The sequence below is a fragment of the Stenotrophomonas sp. GD03877 genome, assembly GCF_029840555.1.
In the GTDB taxonomy this organism is placed as follows: domain Bacteria; phylum Pseudomonadota; class Gammaproteobacteria; order Xanthomonadales; family Xanthomonadaceae; genus Stenotrophomonas; species Stenotrophomonas geniculata.
Genome location: NZ_JAOCCT010000003.1, coordinates 72,041 through 91,491 on the forward strand (window position 1 = coordinate 72,041; position 19,451 = coordinate 91,491).

The window sequence follows — 19,451 nt, forward strand, 5'->3', positions numbered from 1 at the left end:
TTCAGTAGATCCACGCCATGCGTGGATGAGGCGCTTCCCGGTCAGTCGACCAGGCGCAGGCGCAGTTCCTTCGGCAGCGCGAACACCATCGATTCCGGTTCGCCGTCCAGCTCGCCCACGCCGCTGGCGCCCAGCTCGGCCAGGCGCGCCAGCACGCCATCGACCAGCACCTGCGGCGCCGAGGCACCTGCGGTCACGCCGATGTGCTGCTTGCCTGCCACCCATGCCGGGTCGATCTCGTGCGCACCGTCGATCAGGTACGACTCCACGCCTTCGCGGCGGGCCAGCTCGCTCAAGCGGTTGGAGTTGGAACTGTTCGGCGAACCGACCACCAGCACCAGGTCGCAACGCTTGGCCAGGTCGCGCACAGCGTCCTGGCGGTTCTGCGTGGCGTAGCAGATGTCGTCGTTCTTCGGGCCCTGCATCGCCGGGAACCGCTCGCGCAATGCATCGATGATGCCGCGCGTGTCGTCCACCGACAGCGTGGTCTGGGTGGTGTAGGCGAAGTTTTCCGGCTGGTTGATGTGCAGCGTGGCAACCTGCTCCACGTCCTCCACCAGGTAGATCTGGCCGGTGCCGGCTTCGCGGTTCCACTGGCCCATGGTGCCCTCCACTTCCGGGTGACCGGCGTGGCCGATCAGCACCACGTCACGGCCGGCACGGCAGTGACGGGCGACTTCGAAGTGGACCTTGGTCACCAGCGGGCAGGTGGCGTCGAACACCTTCAGGCCACGGCGTTCGGCTTCCTGGCGCACCGCCTGGGACACGCCGTGGGCGCTGAAGATGACCGTGTTGTTGTCCGGCACTTCATCGAGTTCTTCGACGAAGATCGCGCCGCGCTGCTTCAGGTCGTCGACCACGAAGCGGTTGTGCACCACTTCATGGCGGACGTAGATGGGCGCGCCCAGCGTTTCGATCGCGCGCTTGACGATCTCGATCGCACGATCGACACCGGCACAGAAACCACGCGGGTTGGCGAGCAGCACATCCATCAGTTCAATCTCCCGGCAGCGGCCGGCTTACGGTTTCGGATTGGCATTATCCGCCTTTTTGGCGGACTTGCCGTCGAACAGGCCAAACAGGGCGATGCCGATGGCACCGACCACGATGGCCGAATCGGCAATGTTGAACGAGGGCCACGTGTAGCTGCCCACGTACCACTGGATGAAATCGACCACATGACCATGCACCTGGCGGTCGATCACGTTGCCGATCGCGCCGCCGATGATCAGCGCATACGGCACGGCCGCCTTCCAGTTGCCACGGGCGGTGCCGCGCAGCCACCAGGCCATCAGGCCGCTGATGACGATCGCCAGCACGGTGAAGAAGTGCTTCTGCCAGCCACCGGCGTCGCTCAGGAAACTGAACGCCGCACCGGTGTTGTAGGTGCGGTACCAGTTCCAGAAGCCGTCGATGACCACCACCGGCTGGAACTCCGGCAGGCTCGACAGGACCCAGGCCTTGGACCACTGGTCCAGGCCGATGATGGCTGCCGACAGCAGCAGCCAGACCAGGGCGTTCGGATGTGGACGGGGCGCGGCCATCAGAACCAGCTCCGCACTTCACCGGCACCGGTGATGTTGCTCACGCAGCGACCGCACAGCTCCGGATGATCGGCATTGCTGCCGACGTCGGCGCGGTGGTGCCAGCAACGCACGCACTTGGCCTTGGTGGTCGGCTGGGCGCTGACGAACACCTCGTCGGTGGTCGCCGGACGCACCTGCACGTCACCACTGATGAACAGGAAACGCAGTTCATCGGCCAGCGGCTGCCAGCGCGCGGCCTGCTCTTCGCTGGCGGCGATGGTGATTTCCGCTTCCAGCGCGGCACCGATGGCACCGTTGGCGCGCATCGGTTCCAGCACCTTGGCCACCTGCTCGCGCACAGCCAGCAGCTGGTCGAAATCGGCGGCGTTGAGCTGCGCATCGGCCGGCAGCGGCGCCAGGCCGTCGTACCAGGTGGTGAACAGCACGTGGCCGGCGTGCTCGCCCGGCAGGTAGCCCCACAGCTCGTCGGCGGTGAAGGTCAGGATCGGTGCGACCCAGCGGGTGAACGCTTCGGCGATGTGGTACATCGCGCTCTGCGCCGAACGGCGACCGTGCGAATCGGTCGGCATCGTGTACAGGCGGTCCTTGGTCACATCCAGGTACAGCGAGCCCAGGTCCACGCTGCAGAAGTTCAGCAGCAGCTGCACGATCTCGGCCATGTTGTAGCCGTCGTAGGCCGCCTTGATCTTCTCCTGCAGCTCCCACGCGCGATGCACGATCCAACGGTCCAGCGCGACCATCTGATCCAGCGGCTGCAGGTGCTGGGCCGGATCGAAACCGTCCAGGTTGCCGAGCAGGAAGCGTGCGGTGTTGCGCAGGCGACGGTAGGCGTCGGCGTTACGCTTGAGGATCTCCTGCGACAGCGACATCTCGTTGCTGTAGTCGGCCGAGGCGATCCACAGGCGCAGAATGTCCGCGCCCAGCTTGTTCATGATGTCCTGCGGCTCGATGCCGTTGCCCAGCGACTTGGACATCTTGCGGCCGTGCTCGTCCACGGTGAAGCCGTGGGTCAGGCACTGCTTGTACGGGGCGCGCTTGTCGATGGCCACGCCGGTCAGCAGCGAAGACTGGAACCAGCCACGGTGCTGGTCGGAACCTTCCAGGTACAGATCGGCCGGCTTGCCGAAGCCACGCGCGGCGAGCACGCCCTCATGAGTCACGCCCGAATCGAACCAGACGTCGAGGATGTCGGTGACCTTCTCGTAGTCGGCCGCTTCGGCACCCAGCAGTTCGGCAGCATCCAGCGAATACCACACGTCGATGCCCTCGGCTTCGACGCGGTCGGCGACCTGCTGCATCAGTTCCACCGAACGCGGGTGGATCTCGCCGGTCTGGCGATGGGTGAACAGTGCGATCGGCACACCCCAGGTGCGCTGGCGCGAGATGGTCCAGTCCGGACGACCGTCGACCATGCTCTGGATGCGCGCCTTGCCCCAGGTCGGGAACCAGCCGACGGTGTCGATGGCGGCCAGCGCATCGTTGCGCAGGTTGGCCTTGTCCATCGAGATGAACCACTGCGGAGTGGCGCGGAACACCACCGGCGTCTTGTGGCGCCAGCAGTGCGGGTAGCTGTGGCGGATCGGATGGAACGCCAGCAGCGAACCGTTGTCGCGCAGCACGCCGACGATGGCCTCCTGCGCCTTCCACAGGTGCTGGCCAGCCAGCACCACGTCACCGGCCGGCGGGGTCGATTCCAGGTACACGCCACGGCCGTCGATCGGGGTCACCTGGCCGGCGTTGTACTTGTCCAGCAGGCCGTACTTCTGGCTGACCACGAAGTCTTCCTGGCCATGGCCGGGGGCGGTATGCACCGCACCGGTACCGTCCTCGTCGGACACATGGTCGCCGTTGAGCACCAGGATCCCGCGGTCCGGGTAGAACGGATGCGCCAGGAGCTGGTTTTCAAGCGCCGCGCCGGTGGTTTCACCGTGCAGCACCACTTCGTCCACGCCGTAGCGCTGCAGTGCGCGCTCGGCCAGCGCGGCAGCCAGCACCAGCCAACGGCGCTTGCCGTTGTGCGCCGGGCCTTCGGCCAGGACGTAGTTGATCTCCGCACCAAGTGATACCGCCAGCGAGGCCGGCAGCGTCCACGGGGTGGTGGTCCAGATCGGCACCGCCACTTCGACGTCGGCCGGCACGCTCACGCCGAACGCCTGGCCGATGGCCTGCGCATCACGCGCGGCATAGGCCACGTCGATCGCCGGCGATTCCTTTTCCTGGTACTCGATCTCGGCCTCGGCCAGCGCCGAGCCACAGTCGAAGCACCAGTACACCGGCTTGGCGCCGCGGACCAGGTGGCCATTGGCCACGACCTTGGCCAGCGCACGGATCTCGTTGGCTTCGAAGTCGAAGCTCAGGGTCTTGTACGGGTTGTCCCAGTCGCCGGTCACACCCAGGCGCTTGAAGTCCACGCGCTGGATGTTGATCTGCTCTTCGGCGAACTCGCGGCACTTCTGGCGGAATTCAACGGCGTCGAGCTTGGTGCCGACCTTGCCCCACTTCTTTTCGACCGCGATCTCGATCGGCAGGCCATGGCAGTCCCAGCCCGGCACGTAGGGCGCATCGAAGCCGGCCAGGTAGCGCGACTTGACGATGATGTCCTTCAGGATCTTGTTGACCGCGTGGCCGAGGTGGATGCGGCCGTTGGCGTACGGCGGGCCATCGTGCAGCACGAACAGCGGGCGGCCGGCGGCGTTGTCGCGCAGCTGCTGGTAGAGCCCCTGCGCTTCCCACTGCGCCAGAATGCCCGGCTCGCGCTTGGGCAGGTCGCCGCGCATCGGGAATTCGGTGGCTGGCAGGTTCAGGGTGGTCTTGTAGTCCTGGCTCACGCAGTGGCTCGCAATCTATGTTCGGAAAGGATGGCGCGCGCCTGTTCGGCGTCGCGGTGCATCTGGTCGGTCAGGGCCGCCAGATCATTGAATTTCTCTTCGTCGCGCAGCTTGGCGACGAATTCCACTTCGATGTGTCGACCGTACAGGTCGCCCTGGAAATCGAACAGGTGGGCTTCCAGCAGCGGCTCCACGCCCTCCACCGTCGGCCGCGTGCCGAAGCTGGACACCGACGGCCACGGCTGGTCGAACACGCCGTGCACCCAGGTCGCGTAGATGCCCGACAGCGCAGGGGTCTTCGGGAAACGCAGGTTGGCGGTGGGGAAGCCCAGCGTACGGCCGAGCTGGCGCCCGCGCACCACCCGGCCGCTGATCGCGTACGGTCGGCCCAGCAGATCGTTGGCGCGGGCGAAGTCGCCCTCCTGCAGCAGCTGGCGGATGCGGGTGCTGGAGATGCGCTCGCCATGCAGGTCGACCGCTTCGATTTCACCCGCGGTGAAGCCCAGTTCGGCGCCCATCTTCTGCAGCAGGGCCAGGTCGCCGCGACGGCGGTTGCCGAAGCAGAACTCCGGCCCGATCCAGACCTCACGCGCACTCAGGCGATTGACAAGCAGCTGGTGCACGAAGGTCTCGGCCGGCATCGCCGCCATTGCCGCGTCGAAACGCAGCAGGCCGATCGCATCGACACCGAGCTCGCGCAGGATCTCGACCTTGCTGCGGGCCAGGGTCAGCCGCGGCGGCGGCGTGCCCTGGGCGAAGAATTCACGCGGCAGCGGCTCGAACGCCACGGCCACCGCGGCCACGCCCAAGGCGCGCGCGCGGGCAACCGCGTGGCGGACCAGCGCACGATGACCCAGGTGGAGGCCGTCGAATGCACCGATACAGACCACGCTTCCGTTCGGGAACAGCTCCCCGCCCTCGACGCTTCTGAACAGCCTGCTCATCAACTCTCGTTCCGGCCCGACCGGGGCCGCCGCTTCAATGGTGTAACCCTGAAGTATAGCCGTCACGGCGCACGATCAATGCCCACGCAGGTCGCGCGGGCGGAAGCCCATCGCCACCATGGCAACCGCGTAGGTCGCGCCACCGCCACCGACCAGCAGCGCCAGGGCGCCGATCCGCTCCCACACAGTCATCGCCGAGAAGCCTGGCAGCCAGTGCAGCAGGGCCAGCAGCACCCCGACCATGGCCGCGCAGGCCAGCAGCAGCCGCAGCAGATAGCCAGCCCAGCCCGGCCGGCGGCGGTAGACATCGGTCTTGCCCAGCCAGTACCAGAGCAGGCCCAGGTTCAGGTAACTGGACAGCGCACTGGCAATGCCCAGCGCCAGGTGCAGGCCCGGCTGCTTGCCGATGGCCGCCATCACGCCCTGCGCCTTCAGCTCGTCCGGCACCATCACCTGGTACAGCACCGCCAGCAGGGCGAAGTTGAACACCATGTTGGCCACCAGCGCGGCGACACCGGCGCGCACTGGCGTTTTGGTGTCCTGGCGGGCGTAGAAAGCCGGCAGTACCACCTTCAGCAGGGCGAATGCCGGCAGGCCGAAGCTCAGGCCGTACACCGACAACGCGGTCATGCGGGTATCGAAGGCACTGAACTGGCCGTGCTGGAAGATGGTCGCGATCAGCGGCTCGGCCAGCAGCAGCAGGCCCAGCATGGCCGGCACCGAGATCAGCAGGGTCATGCGCAGGCCCCAGTCCAGCGAGCGCGAGAAGCCCTCGCGGTCAGTACTCACGTGGTGGCGGGCCAGCGCCGGCAGGATCACCGTGCCCAGCGCCACGCCGAACACGCCCAGCGGCAGCTCCAGGAAGCGGTCGGCCAGCGACAGCCAGGACTGCGAGCCATCGGTCAGCTTGGCCGCGATGACGGTGTCCAGCAGCAGGTTGATCTGCGCCACCGACGAGCCGAACAGGGTCGGCACCATCAGCGTCATCACCTTGCGCACGCCCGGGTGGCTCCAGCCCCAGCGCGGCAGGGTCAGCAGGTTGATGCCATTCAGCGAGGGCAGCTGGAACAGCAGCTGCAGGATACCGGCGGCCAGTACCGCCCAGCCCAGTGCCAGGATCTGCTTCTCTGGAGTGCCGCCCAGCCGCGGGGCCAGCCACAGCGCACCGGCGATCATGCACAGGTTGAGGATGACCGGGGTGAGCGCCGGCATCGCGAAGCGCTGGAAGCTGTTCAGCGCGCCGCCGGCCAGCGCGGTGAGCGAGACGAACAACAGGAACGGGAAGGTCAGGCGGAACAGGTCGATCAGCAGGCCCTGCTTCACCGGGTCGGTATCAACGCCGCTTGAGAAGACCGAGGCCAGCTGCGGTGCGAAGATCAGCGCCACGGCGGTGACCAGCATCAGCACCCCACCCAGGGTACCGGCGGTGCGGGCCATCAACTCACGCAGTTCGGCGTGGCTGCGGGTTTCCTTCACTTCCGTGAACACCGGCACGAAAGCGGTGGCGAAAGAGCCTTCGGCGAACAACCGGCGCAGGAAATTGGGTACCCTGAAGGCAACCCAGAACGCATCGGTGACCGCATTGGTGCCGAACGTGGTGGTGATCACCTGGTCCCGGACAAGTCCGAGCACCCGCGAGACCATGGTCATGCTGCTGAACGACAGCAGGCCTCGCAACATCTTCGGTGAACTCACTCAGCGTCCCTCTTGACAATCGACTTGACGTGCATTTCTCGGGCCATCATACTAGCTAGCTTGCTGTTCCCATAACACCGATTTTTTCAGGAAACCACCACCGTGGCCAATATCAAGTCCGCCAAGAAGCGCGCCAAGCAGACCGTCGTGCGCAACGCGCGCAACGTGGCTCAGCGCTCGATGCTGCGCACCGCTGTCAAGAAAGTGATCAAGGCGCTGGACGCCAACGATGCCGCCGGCGCCGAAGCCGCCTTCGCCGTTGCCCAGCCGATCCTGGATCGCTTCAGCGCGCGTGGCCTGATCCACAAGAACAAGGCTGCTCGCCATAAGAGCCGCCTGAACGACCGCATCAAGGCCCTCAAGGCCGCCTGATCCGGCGTTGCCGCCCTGCCCTTCGGGGTTTGGGCTGCAGACAAAAGCCCGGCCTCGGCCGGGTTTTTTGTTGCCTGCGATCCAGCTTATGTAGAGCCGAGCCCACGCTCGGCTGCCGTCTGCGCGGAAAGCCGAGCATGGCTCGGCTCTACAGCAAAAGCAGTCCCAACAAAAAACCCGGCCGAAGCCGGGTTTTTGCACGGAACCACAACGGCATCACTGCGCGTTGCGGGCTTCCAGCTCGTCTTCCTTCTGGCGATCGAAGAACGCCATGATCCGGCTCATGATCGGGAAGGTGCCTTCGCGGCCCAGCGCCGAGACCAGGAACCACGGCTCCTTCCAGCCCAGCTCGGCGACGATCTGCTCGGCCGCGGCCTTCGCTTCGTCTTCGAACATCAGGTCAGCCTTGTTCAGCACCAGCCAGCGCGGCTTCTGCAGCAGCTCCGGATCGTGCTTTTCCAGTTCGCGCTCGATCGCACGCACCTGCTCGACCGGGGAAATGCCTTCCACACCGCCTTCCATCGGCGAAATGTCCACCAGGTGCAGCAGCAGACGGGTGCGCTGCAGGTGGCGCAGGAACTGCGCACCGAGGCCGGCGCCATCCGCGGCACCTTCGATCAGGCCGGGAATGTCGGCAATCACGAAGCTGCGGTAATTCTCCACCTTCACCACACCCAGGTTCGGGTACAGCGTGGTGAACGGGTAATCGGCCACCTTCGGCGTTGCCGCCGAAACGGCACGGATCAGGGTGCTCTTGCCCGCGTTGGGGAAGCCCAGCAGGCCGACATCGGCCAGCAGCTTCAGCTCCAGCTTCAGCGTGCGCTCTTCGCCCGGCTCGCCCGGCAGCGCCTGGCGCGGCGAGCGGTTGGTCGAGCTCTTGAAGTGCATGTTGCCCAGGCCACCGCGACCGCCCTTGGCCACCAGCAGGCGGTCGCCGTGCTGGGTCAGGTCGCCGATGACTTCATCGGTGGCAACGTTGATCACCACGGTGCCGACCGGCACGGTGATGGTCAGGTCTTCGCCGCCCTTGCCATACGCCTGGCGGCCCATGCCGTTCTCGCCACGCTGCGCCTTGAAGATGCGGTCATGACGGAAGTCGACCAGGGTGTTCAGGTTTTCGTCGGCGCGGATGTACACGCTGCCGCCCGCACCGCCGTCGCCGCCGTCCGGGCCGCCGAGCGGAATGAACTTCTCGCGACGGAAGCCAATGCAGCCGTTGCCGCCGTTGCCGGCGAACACTTCGATTTCTGCTTCGTCTACCAGTTTCATTGTTTCGATGCCTGCGATGGGCGCGGCCTGCCAGCCGTCGCCTTGAATGTTATGCCAGCCGCTGGCCGGCAACCCGGCCTGGCCGGTCTTGCTTTCACTCTAACGAAAAGCCCCGCCGAAGCGGGGCTCTTCATGCAGCACCCCCATGCCGAGGCACGGGTGCCGGCGATGCCTGGATCAGGCGTCGGCCGAGACGATGCTGACGGTGCGACGCTTCTTGGCGCCCTTGACCGAGAACTCCACCTTGCCGTCCACGAGGGCGAACAGGGTGTGGTCACGGCCCAGGCCAACGCCCGAACCCGGGTGGAACTGGGTGCCGCGCTGACGCACGATGATGTTGCCGGCTTCGATGGCCTGGCCGCCGAAGATCTTGACGCCCAGGTACTTCGGGTTGGAGTCGCGACCGTTGCGCGAGGAGCCTACGCCCTTTTTATGTGCCATGACTGCTTCTCCTGATGCTTAGCCGGCGATGCCGGTGATCTCGATTTCGGTGTAGTACTGACGGTGACCCTGACGCTTCATGTGGTGCTTGCGGCGACGGAACTTGATGATCCGGACCTTGTCAGCACGACCCTGGGACAGGACCTTGGCGGTGACGGCAGCGCCCTTCAGCGCATCGCCCAGCTTCACGCCGTCGCTGTCACCCAGCATCAGGATGTTGTCAAACTTGATCTCGCTGCCGACTTCGACTTCGAGCTTTTCAATGCGGAGCTTTTCGCCCTGCGCCACGCGGTATTGCTTACCGCCGGTGACCAGTACTGCGTACATGACCAGGCCTTCCTCTGTAGTTATTGTGGTCTGAGCTGCCGCCATCGAGGGCGGACAGGAGCGGAATTGTACGCAGATCAGCGGGCGCGGGTCAAGTCAACCCCTGCACAGCCCGGGGCCGGCCCTGTAGGGCCCAGCCATGCCCGGCTGAACGGTCCGGGGCCCAGGCAGCCGGGCATGGCCCGGCTCTACACAAAGCTGTCGGCCTGTCTCATCAGGTGAGACATCGGGCTGGCATTGTCGCCCATTGCCCCCATCTGGTCACCTCGGTAGGCTGACCGATTGCCGTTCCCTGCTGGCCCGGCACCCAGCCAACGCCCCCACAACCGGATCCCCCATGGCGATGGATTTCATCCGCATCCGCGGCGCGCGGACGCACAATCTGAAGAACCTCGACCTCGACCTGCCCCGCGACAAGCTGATCGTGATCACCGGCCTGTCCGGTTCGGGCAAGTCCTCGCTGGCGTTCGACACCATCTATGCAGAAGGCCAGCGCCGCTACGTCGAATCGCTGTCGGCCTATGCGCGCCAGTTCCTGAGCGTGATGGAAAAGCCGGACCTGGACCACATCGAAGGCCTGTCTCCGGCCATCTCGATCGAGCAGAAGTCGACCTCGCACAACCCGCGTTCGACGGTCGGCACCATCACCGAGATCTACGACTACCTGCGCCTGCTGTACGCCCGCGTCGGCACTCCGCGCTGCCCGGACCACGGCTATCCGCTGGAAGCGCAGACGGTCAGCCAGATGGTCGATCAGGTACTGACCCTGGACCCGGAACAGCGCTACATGCTGCTGGCCCCGGTCATCCGCGACCGCAAGGGCGAACACGCCCAGGTGTTCGACCAGCTGCGCGCGCAGGGCTTCGTGCGTGTGCGCGTGGACGGCGAGCTGCATGAAATCGATGCGGTGCCGCCGCTGGCGCTGCGCCAGAAGCACACCATCGAGGCGGTGATCGACCGCTTCCGCCCGCGCGAGGACATCAAGCAGCGCCTGGCCGAGAGCTTCGAGACCGCGCTGAAGCTCGGCGATGGCATGGCCTCGGTGCAGAGCCTGGACGCCGCCGACGCCACGCCGGCACTGTTCTCCTCCAAGTACTCCTGCCCGGTCTGCGACTACTCGCTGCCGGAGCTGGAACCGCGTCTGTTCTCGTTCAACGCACCGATGGGTGCCTGTCCCGGCTGCGATGGCCTGGGCATCGCCGAGTTCTTCGACCCTTCGCGCGTGGTGGTGCACCCGGAGCTGTCGCTGGCCGCTGGTGCGGTGCGTGGCTGGGACCGTCGCAACGCCTACTACTTCCAGCTGATCGCCTCGCTGGCCAAGCACTACAAGTTCGACGTGGACGCCGCGTGGAACTCGCTGTCGGCCAAGGTGCAGCAGGCCGTGCTGTACGGCAGCGGCGACGAAACGATCACCTTTACCTACTTCACCGAAGCCGGTGGCCGCACCCAGCGCAAGCACCGCTTCGAGGGCATCATTCCCAACCTCGAACGCCGCTACAAGGAAACCGAGTCACCGGCGGTGCGCGAGGAGCTGTCCAAGTACATCAGCGAACAACCGTGCCCGGAATGTAACGGCGCGCGCCTGAACAAGGCGGCACGCAACGTGTTCGTGGCCGATCGTCCGCTACCGGAGCTGGTGGTGCTGCCGATCGACGAGGCACTGAAGTTCTTCAGCGAACTGAGCCTGCCGGGCTGGCGCGGCGAGATCGCCGCGAAGATCGTCAAGGAGATCGGCGAACGCCTCGGCTTCCTGGTCGATGTCGGCCTGGATTACCTGACCCTGGAGCGCAAGGCCGACACCCTGTCCGGTGGCGAGGCGCAGCGCATCCGCCTGGCCAGCCAGATCGGCGCCGGCCTGGTCGGCGTGATGTACGTGCTCGACGAGCCGTCGATCGGCCTGCACCAGCGCGACAACGAACGCCTGCTCGGCACCCTCACCCGCCTGCGTGACCTGGGCAACACGGTGATCGTGGTCGAGCATGACGAGGATGCGATCCGCCTGGCCGACTATGTGCTGGACATCGGCCCGGGCGCGGGCGTGCATGGCGGAGAGATCGTCGGCCAGGGCACCCTGCAGGACATCCTGGAAGCCCCGCGCTCGCTGACCGGCCAGTACCTGTCGGGCAAGCGCGCGATCGAGATCCCGGCGCGCCGGCACACGCCGAACCCGAAGATGACCCTGCACCTTCGCGGGGCGACCGGCAACAACCTGAAGGGCGTGGACCTGGCGATTCCGTCGGGCCTGCTGACCTGCGTGACCGGCGTGTCCGGCTCGGGCAAGTCGACCCTGATCAACGACACCCTGTTCTCGCTGGCCGCCAACGAGATCAACGGCGCCTCGCACCCGATCGCTCCCTACAAGGAGATCGATGGCCTGGACCTGTTCGACAAGGTGGTGGACATCGACCAGTCGCCGATCGGCCGCACCCCGCGTTCGAACCCGGCCACCTACACCGGCCTGTTCACGCCGCTGCGCGAACTGTTCGCACAGGTGCCCGAGGCGCGTGCGCGCGGCTACTCGCCGGGCCGCTTCAGCTTCAACGTGCGCGGTGGCCGCTGCGAGGCCTGCCAGGGCGACGGCCTGATCAAGGTCGAGATGCACTTCCTGCCGGACGTGTACGTGCCCTGCGATGTGTGCCATGGCAAGCGCTACAACCGCGAGACGCTGGAGATCCTGTACAAGGGCTTCAACATCAACGACGTGCTGGAAATGACCGTCGAGGATGCACTGAAGCTGTTCGAGCCGGTGCCGTCGATCGCGCGCAAGCTGGAAACGCTGGTCGACGTCGGCCTGAGCTACATCAAGCTGGGCCAGAGCGCGACCACGCTGTCCGGCGGTGAAGCGCAGCGCGTGAAGCTGTCCAAGGAACTGTCGCGCCGCGATACCGGCCGCACCCTGTACATCCTGGACGAGCCGACTACCGGCCTGCACTTCCACGACATCGAAGCGCTGCTGGGCGTGCTGCACAAGCTGCGCGACGAAGGCAACACGGTGGTGGTGATCGAGCACAACCTCGATGTGATCAAGACCGCCGACTGGATCGTCGATCTTGGCCCGGAAGGCGGCCACCGCGGTGGCACGATCCTGGTGACCGGCACGCCGGAAGACGTGGCGGCCTGCCCGCAGTCGTATACCGGCCAGTTCCTGGCGCGCATGCTGCCCTCCACCAACGCACGCCCGGAACAACCGGCCGCCGTGGCCAACAAGCCCGATGCGCGCCCGCCGCGCAAGGTGAAGCCTGAGAAGCCCGCGAAGAAGGCCGCCGCCGCCAAGAGCACCGGCAAGGCCAGCAAGAGCACGACGAAGAAGAAGGACGCCTGATGAGCAGCGAACACAAGATCCTGGCCCGCATCCCGATTAGCGTGCGCTGGCGTGACATGGACAGCATGGGCCACGTCAACAACGCCAAGTACATTTCCTACCTGGAGGAAGCGCGCGTGCGCTGGATGCTGGGCGTTGAAGGCGTGTCGATGACCGACCGCATCGCACCGGTGGTGGCCGCGACCAACGTCAACTACCGGCTGCCGATCGTGTGGCCCAACGACATCCTGGTCGAGCTGTTCGTCGAGCGCCTGGGCAACAGCAGCGTGACCATCGGCCACCGCATCGTCGACCAGCAGGACGATTCGAAGCTGTATTCCGACGGTAACGTGGTGGTGGTCTGGATGGATACGCAGACCGGCAAGAGCGCACCGCTGCCGGAGGCGATCCGCAACGCGTCGAGCTGAACAGCAACGCTGCCGCACCTTGGAAAAAGCCGCTCTCGAGCGGCTTTTTCCTTGCCATTCCGCACAGGAACTCAGCCCACCTCCGGCTCTCCAAACTTCAGTGCATTGCCAACGCGTGCGATGGCGTGGATCGCCGGCAACAGTTGCGCCCCCAGGGCGGTGAGTGCGTATTCGATCGAAGGCGGCGAGGTATCGCGCTCGTGCCGGGTGATCATCCCCTTCAGCTGCATGTCGCGCAGGCGCGCCGTCAATGTCTTGGCCGTCACCGGCGCCAGATCGATGCGCAACTCTCCAAAGCGTCGTGGCCCCGCGCTCAGCGACCACACGATCTCGGCCGTCCAGGCACCCGCCAACAGTGCCATGCATTTGGTCAACGGACAGATGCTGCCCGGATCCTGCGCTTGGCTTTTTCGCACCTTCAAGCCCATGTCATTTGCTCCAAGTGGTTTCCAGTTGGAAACCCGATTCTCGCGTCGCGTTGCTGCCGGGAGCTCCTGCGCCCTGCAGTCGCCAGCATACTGGCCAGCCCCTCCCCCACGATGAAACAACGATGAAGCTCTACTACACACCGGGAACGTGTTCGCTGGCTGCTCATATCCTGCTGCGCGAACTGGGAATCGAGTTCGATATGGATCGAGTCGACCACGCCACCAAGCGCACCGAAAGCGGCGAGGATTTCCTCAAGATCAACGCCAAAGGCTACGTTGCCGCGCTGCGGCTGGACAATGGTGAAGTCCTGACCGAAGGCGCCGCGATCCTTCTCTACCTTGCCGATGTGGCGGGTGTTGAATTTTCGGTTCCGGTGAGTGCAATCGGCGCGGCGCGCTTGCACGAATGGCTGGTCTACATCGCCGCCGAACTACACCCGACATTTGGTCCGCTGTTCCATTCCGAGTCGGATACAGTGCTGGAACGGTCCAAGCAGCGACTCTACCGGAAGCTGGACATTGTCGAATCCGGCTTGTCCGATGGCCGCAGATACCTGTTGGGCTCGTCCATTTCCATTGCCGACATCTACCTGTTCGTAGTGGTCAACTGGACAGGGCATCTTGGTATCGATCTCACCCCCTGGCCCTTTACCCAGGCACTTCTGCAGCGAGTCAGTGAACGGCCTGCGGTGAAGGAGGCCATGACCTTCGAAGGGCTGCTGTAAGGCACCACCCGGGGCGTCCACTGTACGTCCCGGCTCCATCCGCATTAGTGCAGCGGTGGTCTATCCTTGCTGCACGCCGCTGGCATTCATGGCCGGCACAAGTGCAAAGGACTGACATGATCCACCAGACTGAACTGCGCGACCTGCTACCCGGCATGGTCCCCTTCCCCACCGACGTCTTCCCTGCCGACCAGGCCTGGCTCGGCCAGCATCTGCTGCCGCTGCTGAAGATCGACCTCGGCCTGCTGCGCCCGGAACTGGCCGGCCAGCTGGCGACCATGCTGTGCCCGATCGAACCCTATGAAGGATTGATCGGTGAGTGCACCGGAGCGCACCACAACGAGCTCACCGCCACCAACTGGATTGCCTTCGAACTGACTGCGGACAACCGCATGCGCTTCCTCGGCAACGAGGGCTACTTCCAGGGCAACGCAATAGAAGACGAAGACGCGCGTGCGCACATCGCCGAGATGCGCGACAGCCATGCCAAGGCCAGGGCGTTCTTCCAGCAGCATGGCAAGCTGGCCAGCTACTCGCGCTATGGCGATGGCGAGCCGGGCGAACAGGCGTGGCTGGATACGCTGGGTGGGCAGATCTCGACCGGCAACTGGATCGAAACGACCGACGTTCCGCCGGCCTTCGCACTGGAATTCACGGCGGCGGCCGACGACTGGGATGCACCGGAGGACACGGAACGGGCCATCATCACCCGTGACGGCAGGAAATTCTTCGCCGTGGCCGAAGTGGCCGGCTACAACTGGTGTGCGGCCGGCGCCGATGCCATCGTGATGCTGTACGAGCCGGTGAGCCGCACGGTGCTGTTCTCGTACGACTGGTCGTAAGCCCCACAGCGCTGCGCGCTCGCCGGGCCATGCCCGGCGGAACCGGCGCCGCGTTACGGCGCGGCCTTGCGCACGGTCAGTGTCGCGCTGGCCTCGCCACCGCCCTCCAGCTGAAGCCGCAGCGGCACTGCCTGCCCCTCCTTCAGCGCGCCCTTGCCCTGCATCAGCATCAGGTGCAGGCCACCGGGCTTGAGCTCGGCACGCGCGCCCGGTGCCAATGGCATGCGCTCGATCGCGCGCATGCGGCTGACGCCATCAACGATCGTGGTCTCGTGCAGCGACACATCATCGAAGCTGCTGCTGGCTGCGCCGGTGATCACCACCGCCTTGCTGCAGCCGTTGTGGATCACGCCGTAGCCGGCGGTCATCGGCATCGCCGGATTCGGTGGCAACCGCGCCCAGCCCTGCTCCACCGTGACGCAGGCCGGTTCCGCCGCCGAAACCGATGCTGCGGCCGCACACAGAACCAACAGTACGCCAACGAATGGTTTGGTTATCATCGTCCAGGTTCCTTCTTCGCAACGAGACCGCAGCATGACGACGCTCATCGAGGTGATCAACCATGGCCCCATTCGCGAACTGCGCCTGGCGCGGCCGCCGGTCAACGCACTGGACACCGAACTGTGCCGGCAGTTGATCCATGCCATCGAGCTGGCCATGGCCGAAGACGCGCACGGCATCGTGCTGTCGGGCAGCGAGCGCATCTTCACCGGCGGCATGGACGTGCCGCACCTGCTCTCGCACGGCGATGACAAGCACAAGTTGCTGGACACCTGGAACGCCTTCTTTGGCGCCGTGCGCACGCTGGCCGAGAGCCGCATTCCGGTGGTCGCGGCGATCACCGGCCACGCCCCGGCGGGTGGCTGCGTGCTGGCCCTGTGCTGCGACTACCGCGTCATGGCGCGCAGCGCCGATCCGTCGCGACCGTATGCCATCGGCCTGAACGAAGTGCAGGTCGGCCTGATCGCACCGGAGGGCATCCAGCGCCTGCTGCGCCGTGCGGTGGGCGTGCACCGCGCCGGTGTCCTGCTGACCACCGGTTCGCTGGTGCCGGCCGAACAGGCGCTGCAGATCGGCCTGGTCGACGAACTGGCCGAAGGTGACCTGGTGGTCGCGCGTGCCGTGGCCTGGCTGCAGAACCTGCTCAAGCAGCCGCGCCAGCCGATGCTGCTGACCCGCGCCATCGCCCGCGCGGACCTGCACGTGGCGCTGCAACCGGACCTGATCCAGCTCGACCGCTTCGTCGAGGCCTGGTTTGCGCCGGACGCACAGAACGCCCTGCAGGCGCTCGTGGCCCGCCTCGGCAAATAGCGGTTGCCTCGCCCGGGGTCAGATCCCTTTCGCCGGGCGAAAGGGAACTGACCCCTGACCGGTATAATCAGGCCCTCTTTCACTGCCGTGGCCGCCCCCTTGAACGACACGCCCGAACCCGTCGTCTCCGAGCTGATCGACCTGCTCACCCTGGAGCGGCTGGAGGACAACCTGTTCCGCGGGCAGAGCCGCGACATCGGCACCAAGTACGTGTTCGGCGGGCAGGTGCTGGGCCAGGCGCTGGCCGCGGCCCAGGCCACGGTCGACAACGGCCGCCACGTGCACTCACTGCACGCCTACTTCCTGCGCGCCGGCAACATCGACCACCCGATCGTCTACGACGTGGACCGCACCCGCGACGGCGGCAGCTTCTCGGTACGCCGGGTCACTGCGATCCAGCACGGCAAGGTGATCTTCTTCTGCGCGGCCTCGTTCCAGCAGGCCGAGACCGGCGCCGAGCACCAGCACAAGATGCCCGAAGTGCCGCAGCCGGAAGACATCGAACCGAACCGTCCGCTGCCGGCCGAAGTGCTGGAGCGGCTGCCGATCAAGGTGCAGCGCTGGCTGTCGCGCGGCGGCCCGTTCGAGTTCCGCCACGTCTACCCGCGTGACGAACTGAACCCGCCCAAGCGCCCGCCCTACCACCAGGTGTGGCTGCGCCTGAGCGAGCCGGTAGGCGATGCCCCGGAGCTGCACCAGGCGCTGCTGGCCTACGCCTCCGACTTCCATCTGCTGGGCACGGCGACGTTCCCCCATGGGATCAGCTACTACCACCCGCACGTGCAGATGGCCTCGCTCGACCATGCAATCTGGTTCCACCGCCCGTTCCGTGCCGACGACTGGCTGTTGTACTCGCTGGACAGCCCCAGCGCGCAGGATTCGCGCGGCCTGGCCCGCGGCCAGTTCTTCACCCGCAACGGCGTGCTGGTGGCCAGTACCGCGCAGGAGGGCCTGATCCGCGTGGTTCCCGACCAGGCCGCGGCCGCCGCCGTGCCGGCCAAGGAGTAAACCGATGCGCCAGATCTTCAGCAGCCAGCGCGTGGAAACCGTCGAAGGCGTAGCCGACCTGCTGCGCGAGCACGGCATCGACGTCAAGGTGACCAACGGGCGCTCGTACAAGACCCGCCGCCGCGGTCAGTTCAGCTATACCGACCTGGGCAACGCCAACGCCTACCCGGCAGTCTGGATCGTGCGCGCCGACGATCAGCCGCGCGCACGCGAAATCCTGCGCGAGGCCCGCCTGCTCGACACCACCCGCCGCGACCACCCAACCGCCGAGTTCGCCTTCCGCGACACCGCCGAAACGAGCGGCAGCGGCCGCGGCTGGGCCTGGCGCATCCGCATCGCCCTGCTGGTGGTGATCGCCGGCGTGGCGCTGGTGATCGGCCTGCGCCATCGCGGCGCCCCGGCACCTGCCGCACCGGCCCCTGCCCCGCAGGCCCAGCCGCAGCAGGCGCAACCGGCCCCTCAGGCCGCGCCGGAAGAGGAAGAAATCCGGGTCCGTATCCAGCCCTCCAAGTAAGAGGCGGTAGCGCCGGGCCATGTCCGGCGAGCACAGCGACCTGGCAGCGGGGCCGCGATTTCACCGTAGCCCCTCAGGATTGGAGCCCCCTTGTTGTTCAAGGGGGTGCGCCAACGGCGCGGGGATGAGGTGGAATGCGCGGACCGCAGATGCATCAGCATCTGCGGTCACATTGGGCGCGCAGCTCCGTCATGGGACACAATCCCCGCAGGAGAGCCGCCGCCATGACGACGTTCGCCGCATCGATCGACCAGACCCTGGAACGCGAACTGCCCGCTGCCGCCAGCGGTTGCCAGCACGCCTACGGCCGCATCGTGCTGGCCTGCCAGAACACGGTCACCGCCATCGCGCTGGCCATCACCCGCGACCGCCAGGCCAGCGAGGACATTGCCCAGGAAGCCTTTGTGAAGGGCTGGCAGCAGCTGCACCAGCTGCGCAGCGCGACCAGCTTCCTACCGTGGCTGCGGCAGATCACCCGCAACCTGGCCCGCGACTGGCTGCGTGCACAACGTGGCCGGCCGCTGACCGGCGAGGCGGCCGAAGTGGCGCTGGGCATGGCCGCCGACCCGTCGCCGGACGCAGCCGACCGCCTGCAGCGGGTGGAGGAAGAGATCGCCGCCGAGGACATCATTTCCGCGTTACCGGCCGACAGCCGCGAAGTGCTGTTGCTGTACTACCGCGAAGGCCAGCGCTCGCAGCAGGTCGCCGACCTGCTCGGGCTCAGTGATGCAGCCGTGCGCAAGCGCCTGTCGCGTGCCCGCGCCCTGGTACGCGACGGCCTGCTGCAGCGCTTCGGTGAGTTCGCGCGCAGCAGCGCACCCAGTGCCGCATTCGCTACCGCCGTGGTGTCGATGGTGCTGGTGGCCGCGCCCGGCACCGCCAGTGCTGCGGTGCTGCTCGGCACCGGCGTCGGCGTGGGCGGCAGCAAGCTGGGCCTGGGCGGCGTCAGTGCCGCAGGCGGCGCAGCCATGGGTTCACTGACGGCCGCCGCCAGCCAGCTGCACCTGATACCCGCCAGCAACTGGGCCGCCGTTGCCGGGGGCGTCGTCGGTGGCATCATCGGCAGCTATCTGGGGGGCCGCTTCCTGCTGCGCTTCGCAGACACCCCGCAGGAACGGGCGGCCGTGCGACGGTTCGTGCACCTCAATACGTTCACTGCGATGGTCGTCTGCACCAGCCTGTTGGTTTCGCTGATGCTGCAGGTGCCGCTGTGGCTGCAACTTGCCATTCTCGTCATCGGCCTGGGTACGGTGAACTACCAGTGCCTGGTGCCGCTGCAGCGCGTGATGGCCCCCATGATCGCGCGTGATTCAGCGCGGCGCGGCCGCAGCGGAACCAACTGGCAATACGAATCCGTCTACGGGCGCACCGGCATCATCGGCGCGAACGTCTTCGTGATCGCCCTGGTGGTGTATGCATTGATGCGCAGCGGAAACGTATAACGGACAACGCCGGCAGTCTGCCGGCGTTG

The 19,451-nt window shown here is 66.3% G+C and carries 19 protein-coding genes; 9 read left to right on the plus strand and 10 right to left on the minus strand.

Annotation, left to right across the window (positions count from 1 at the left end; genetic code table 11):
• Nucleotides 1–41: 41 nt before the first annotated feature.
• The 5 genes from ispH to murJ form a co-directional block, all read right to left on the minus strand.
• Entirely contained in the window at nt 42–992 is a 951-nt protein-coding gene (gene ispH / locus N5D20_RS02780; protein ID WP_019337505.1) for a 4-hydroxy-3-methylbut-2-enyl diphosphate reductase, read from the minus strand.
• A gap of 27 nt (nt 993–1,019) precedes the next feature.
• Complete coding sequence (gene lspA, locus N5D20_RS02785; protein ID WP_010483311.1) at nt 1,020–1,544, minus strand: signal peptidase II; 525 nt, start codon at nt 1,542–1,544, stop codon at nt 1,020–1,022.
• The gene (gene ileS / locus N5D20_RS02790; protein ID WP_279914562.1) at nt 1,544–4,375 is read right to left on the minus strand and encodes an isoleucine--tRNA ligase; all 2,832 of its coding nucleotides are present in this window, start codon (nt 4,373–4,375) and stop codon (nt 1,544–1,546) included. The genes lspA and ileS overlap by 1 nt, the downstream gene beginning before the upstream one ends.
• The gene (locus N5D20_RS02795) at nt 4,372–5,319 is read right to left on the minus strand and encodes a bifunctional riboflavin kinase/FAD synthetase (protein WP_010483316.1); all 948 of its coding nucleotides are present in this window, start codon (nt 5,317–5,319) and stop codon (nt 4,372–4,374) included. Before N5D20_RS02795 ends, ileS begins: the two co-directional genes overlap by 4 nt.
• Nucleotides 5,320–5,394: 75 nt before the next feature.
• Nucleotides 5,395–6,999: a murein biosynthesis integral membrane protein MurJ gene (gene murJ / locus N5D20_RS02800; RefSeq protein WP_279914563.1), complete on the minus strand. Its 1,605-nt coding sequence runs from the start codon at nt 6,997–6,999 to the stop codon at nt 5,395–5,397.
• Nucleotides 7,000–7,116: 117 nt separating this feature from the next.
• On the opposite strand from murJ, the gene rpsT reads away from it, so the two are divergent.
• Entirely contained in the window at nt 7,117–7,386 is a 270-nt protein-coding gene (gene rpsT / locus N5D20_RS02805; RefSeq protein ID WP_005408560.1) for a 30S ribosomal protein S20, read from the plus strand.
• Nucleotides 7,387–7,602: 216 nt separating this feature from the next.
• Here rpsT and cgtA read toward each other — a convergent pair whose 3' ends face one another.
• The 3 genes from cgtA to rplU form a co-directional block, all read right to left on the minus strand.
• Nucleotides 7,603–8,655 carry an Obg family GTPase CgtA gene (cgtA, locus tag N5D20_RS02810; protein ID WP_010483324.1) on the minus strand — a complete coding sequence of 351 codons (1,053 nt, stop codon included), beginning with the start codon at nt 8,653–8,655 and terminating at the stop codon, nt 7,603–7,605.
• A 177-nt stretch (nt 8,656–8,832) separates the two neighbouring features.
• Complete coding sequence (gene rpmA / locus N5D20_RS02815) at nt 8,833–9,096, minus strand: 50S ribosomal protein L27 (protein WP_005415704.1); 264 nt, start codon at nt 9,094–9,096, stop codon at nt 8,833–8,835.
• 18 nt (nt 9,097–9,114) lie between these two features.
• Nucleotides 9,115–9,423, minus strand: coding sequence for a 50S ribosomal protein L21 (gene rplU, locus N5D20_RS02820; RefSeq protein ID WP_005408557.1), 309 nt, complete (start codon nt 9,421–9,423; stop codon nt 9,115–9,117).
• A 337-nt stretch (nt 9,424–9,760) separates the two neighbouring features.
• On the opposite strand from rplU, the gene uvrA reads away from it, so the two are divergent.
• Nucleotides 9,761–12,745 (plus strand): excinuclease ABC subunit UvrA, encoded by a 2,985-nt coding sequence (gene uvrA / locus N5D20_RS02825; protein ID WP_197643586.1) that lies wholly within the window; start codon nt 9,761–9,763, stop codon nt 12,743–12,745.
• Entirely contained in the window at nt 12,745–13,152 is a 408-nt protein-coding gene (locus N5D20_RS02830; RefSeq protein WP_279914565.1) for a thioesterase family protein, read from the plus strand. Before uvrA ends, N5D20_RS02830 begins: the two co-directional genes overlap by 1 nt.
• Nucleotides 13,153–13,223: 71 nt before the next feature.
• Here the strand turns inward: N5D20_RS02830 and N5D20_RS02835 are convergent, their stop codons facing one another.
• The gene (locus N5D20_RS02835) at nt 13,224–13,580 is read right to left on the minus strand and encodes a helix-turn-helix domain-containing protein (protein WP_049434627.1); all 357 of its coding nucleotides are present in this window, start codon (nt 13,578–13,580) and stop codon (nt 13,224–13,226) included.
• Nucleotides 13,581–13,702: 122 nt separating this feature from the next.
• Here N5D20_RS02835 and gstA point away from each other — a divergent pair, with 122 nt between their 5' ends.
• Nucleotides 13,703–14,305: a glutathione transferase GstA gene (gene gstA / locus N5D20_RS02840; RefSeq protein ID WP_279914567.1), complete on the plus strand. Its 603-nt coding sequence runs from the start codon at nt 13,703–13,705 to the stop codon at nt 14,303–14,305.
• A 116-nt stretch (nt 14,306–14,421) separates the two neighbouring features.
• Nucleotides 14,422–15,147, plus strand: a complete 726-nt coding sequence (locus N5D20_RS02845) for an enolase (protein WP_279914568.1) — start codon at nt 14,422–14,424, stop codon at nt 15,145–15,147.
• A 53-nt stretch (nt 15,148–15,200) separates the two neighbouring features.
• Here the strand turns inward: N5D20_RS02845 and N5D20_RS02850 are convergent, their stop codons facing one another.
• Entirely contained in the window at nt 15,201–15,647 is a 447-nt protein-coding gene (locus tag N5D20_RS02850) for a copper chaperone PCu(A)C (protein ID WP_054171246.1), read from the minus strand.
• Nucleotides 15,648–15,681: 34 nt separating this feature from the next.
• Here N5D20_RS02850 and N5D20_RS02855 point away from each other — a divergent pair, with 34 nt between their 5' ends.
• The 4 genes from N5D20_RS02855 (at nt 15,682) to N5D20_RS02870 (ending at nt 19,422) form a co-directional block, all read left to right on the plus strand.
• Nucleotides 15,682–16,458, plus strand: coding sequence for an enoyl-CoA hydratase/isomerase family protein (locus tag N5D20_RS02855; RefSeq protein WP_010483336.1), 777 nt, complete (start codon nt 15,682–15,684; stop codon nt 16,456–16,458).
• A gap of 99 nt (nt 16,459–16,557) precedes the next feature.
• On the plus strand, nt 16,558–17,466 hold the full coding sequence (tesB, locus tag N5D20_RS02860) for an acyl-CoA thioesterase II (protein ID WP_005412623.1): 909 nt from the start codon (nt 16,558–16,560) through the stop codon (nt 17,464–17,466).
• 4 nt (nt 17,467–17,470) lie between these two features.
• Entirely contained in the window at nt 17,471–17,980 is a 510-nt protein-coding gene (locus N5D20_RS02865; RefSeq protein WP_099560427.1) for a pathogenicity-like protein, read from the plus strand.
• Between the two features lie 224 nt (nt 17,981–18,204).
• Nucleotides 18,205–19,422, plus strand: a complete 1,218-nt coding sequence (locus N5D20_RS02870; RefSeq protein WP_279914569.1) for an RNA polymerase sigma factor — start codon at nt 18,205–18,207, stop codon at nt 19,420–19,422.
• Nucleotides 19,423–19,451 lie beyond the last annotated feature (29 nt).

What these genes read in the sequence shown, in the direction of transcription:
- N5D20_RS02795 (WP_010483316.1), bottom strand. Translation starts at nt 5,319, where the DNA reads ATGAGCAGGCTGTTCAGAAGCGTCGAGGGCGGGGAGCTGTTCCCGAAC.
- N5D20_RS02845 (WP_279914568.1), top strand. Translation starts at nt 14,422, where the DNA reads ATGATCCACCAGACTGAACTGCGCGACCTGCTACCCGGCATGGTCCCC.
- rpmA (WP_005415704.1), bottom strand. Translation starts at nt 9,096, where the DNA reads ATGGCACATAAAAAGGGCGTAGGCTCCTCGCGCAACGGTCGCGACTCC.
- N5D20_RS02835 (WP_049434627.1), bottom strand. Translation starts at nt 13,580, where the DNA reads ATGGGCTTGAAGGTGCGAAAAAGCCAAGCGCAGGATCCGGGCAGCATC.
- murJ (WP_279914563.1), bottom strand. Translation starts at nt 6,999, where the DNA reads ATGTTGCGAGGCCTGCTGTCGTTCAGCAGCATGACCATGGTCTCGCGG.
- rplU (WP_005408557.1), bottom strand. Translation starts at nt 9,423, where the DNA reads ATGTACGCAGTACTGGTCACCGGCGGTAAGCAATACCGCGTGGCGCAG.
- cgtA (WP_010483324.1), bottom strand. Translation starts at nt 8,655, where the DNA reads ATGAAACTGGTAGACGAAGCAGAAATCGAAGTGTTCGCCGGCAACGGC.
- N5D20_RS02830 (WP_279914565.1), top strand. Translation starts at nt 12,745, where the DNA reads ATGAGCAGCGAACACAAGATCCTGGCCCGCATCCCGATTAGCGTGCGC.
- N5D20_RS02870 (WP_279914569.1), top strand. Translation starts at nt 18,205, where the DNA reads ATGACGACGTTCGCCGCATCGATCGACCAGACCCTGGAACGCGAACTG.
- N5D20_RS02850 (WP_054171246.1), bottom strand. Translation starts at nt 15,647, where the DNA reads ATGATAACCAAACCATTCGTTGGCGTACTGTTGGTTCTGTGTGCGGCC.
- uvrA (WP_197643586.1), top strand. Translation starts at nt 9,761, where the DNA reads ATGGCGATGGATTTCATCCGCATCCGCGGCGCGCGGACGCACAATCTG.
- N5D20_RS02865 (WP_099560427.1), top strand. Translation starts at nt 17,471, where the DNA reads ATGCGCCAGATCTTCAGCAGCCAGCGCGTGGAAACCGTCGAAGGCGTA.
- N5D20_RS02855 (WP_010483336.1), top strand. Translation starts at nt 15,682, where the DNA reads ATGACGACGCTCATCGAGGTGATCAACCATGGCCCCATTCGCGAACTG.
- gstA (WP_279914567.1), top strand. Translation starts at nt 13,703, where the DNA reads ATGAAGCTCTACTACACACCGGGAACGTGTTCGCTGGCTGCTCATATC.
- lspA (WP_010483311.1), bottom strand. Translation starts at nt 1,544, where the DNA reads ATGGCCGCGCCCCGTCCACATCCGAACGCCCTGGTCTGGCTGCTGCTG.
- ispH (WP_019337505.1), bottom strand. Translation starts at nt 992, where the DNA reads ATGGATGTGCTGCTCGCCAACCCGCGTGGTTTCTGTGCCGGTGTCGAT.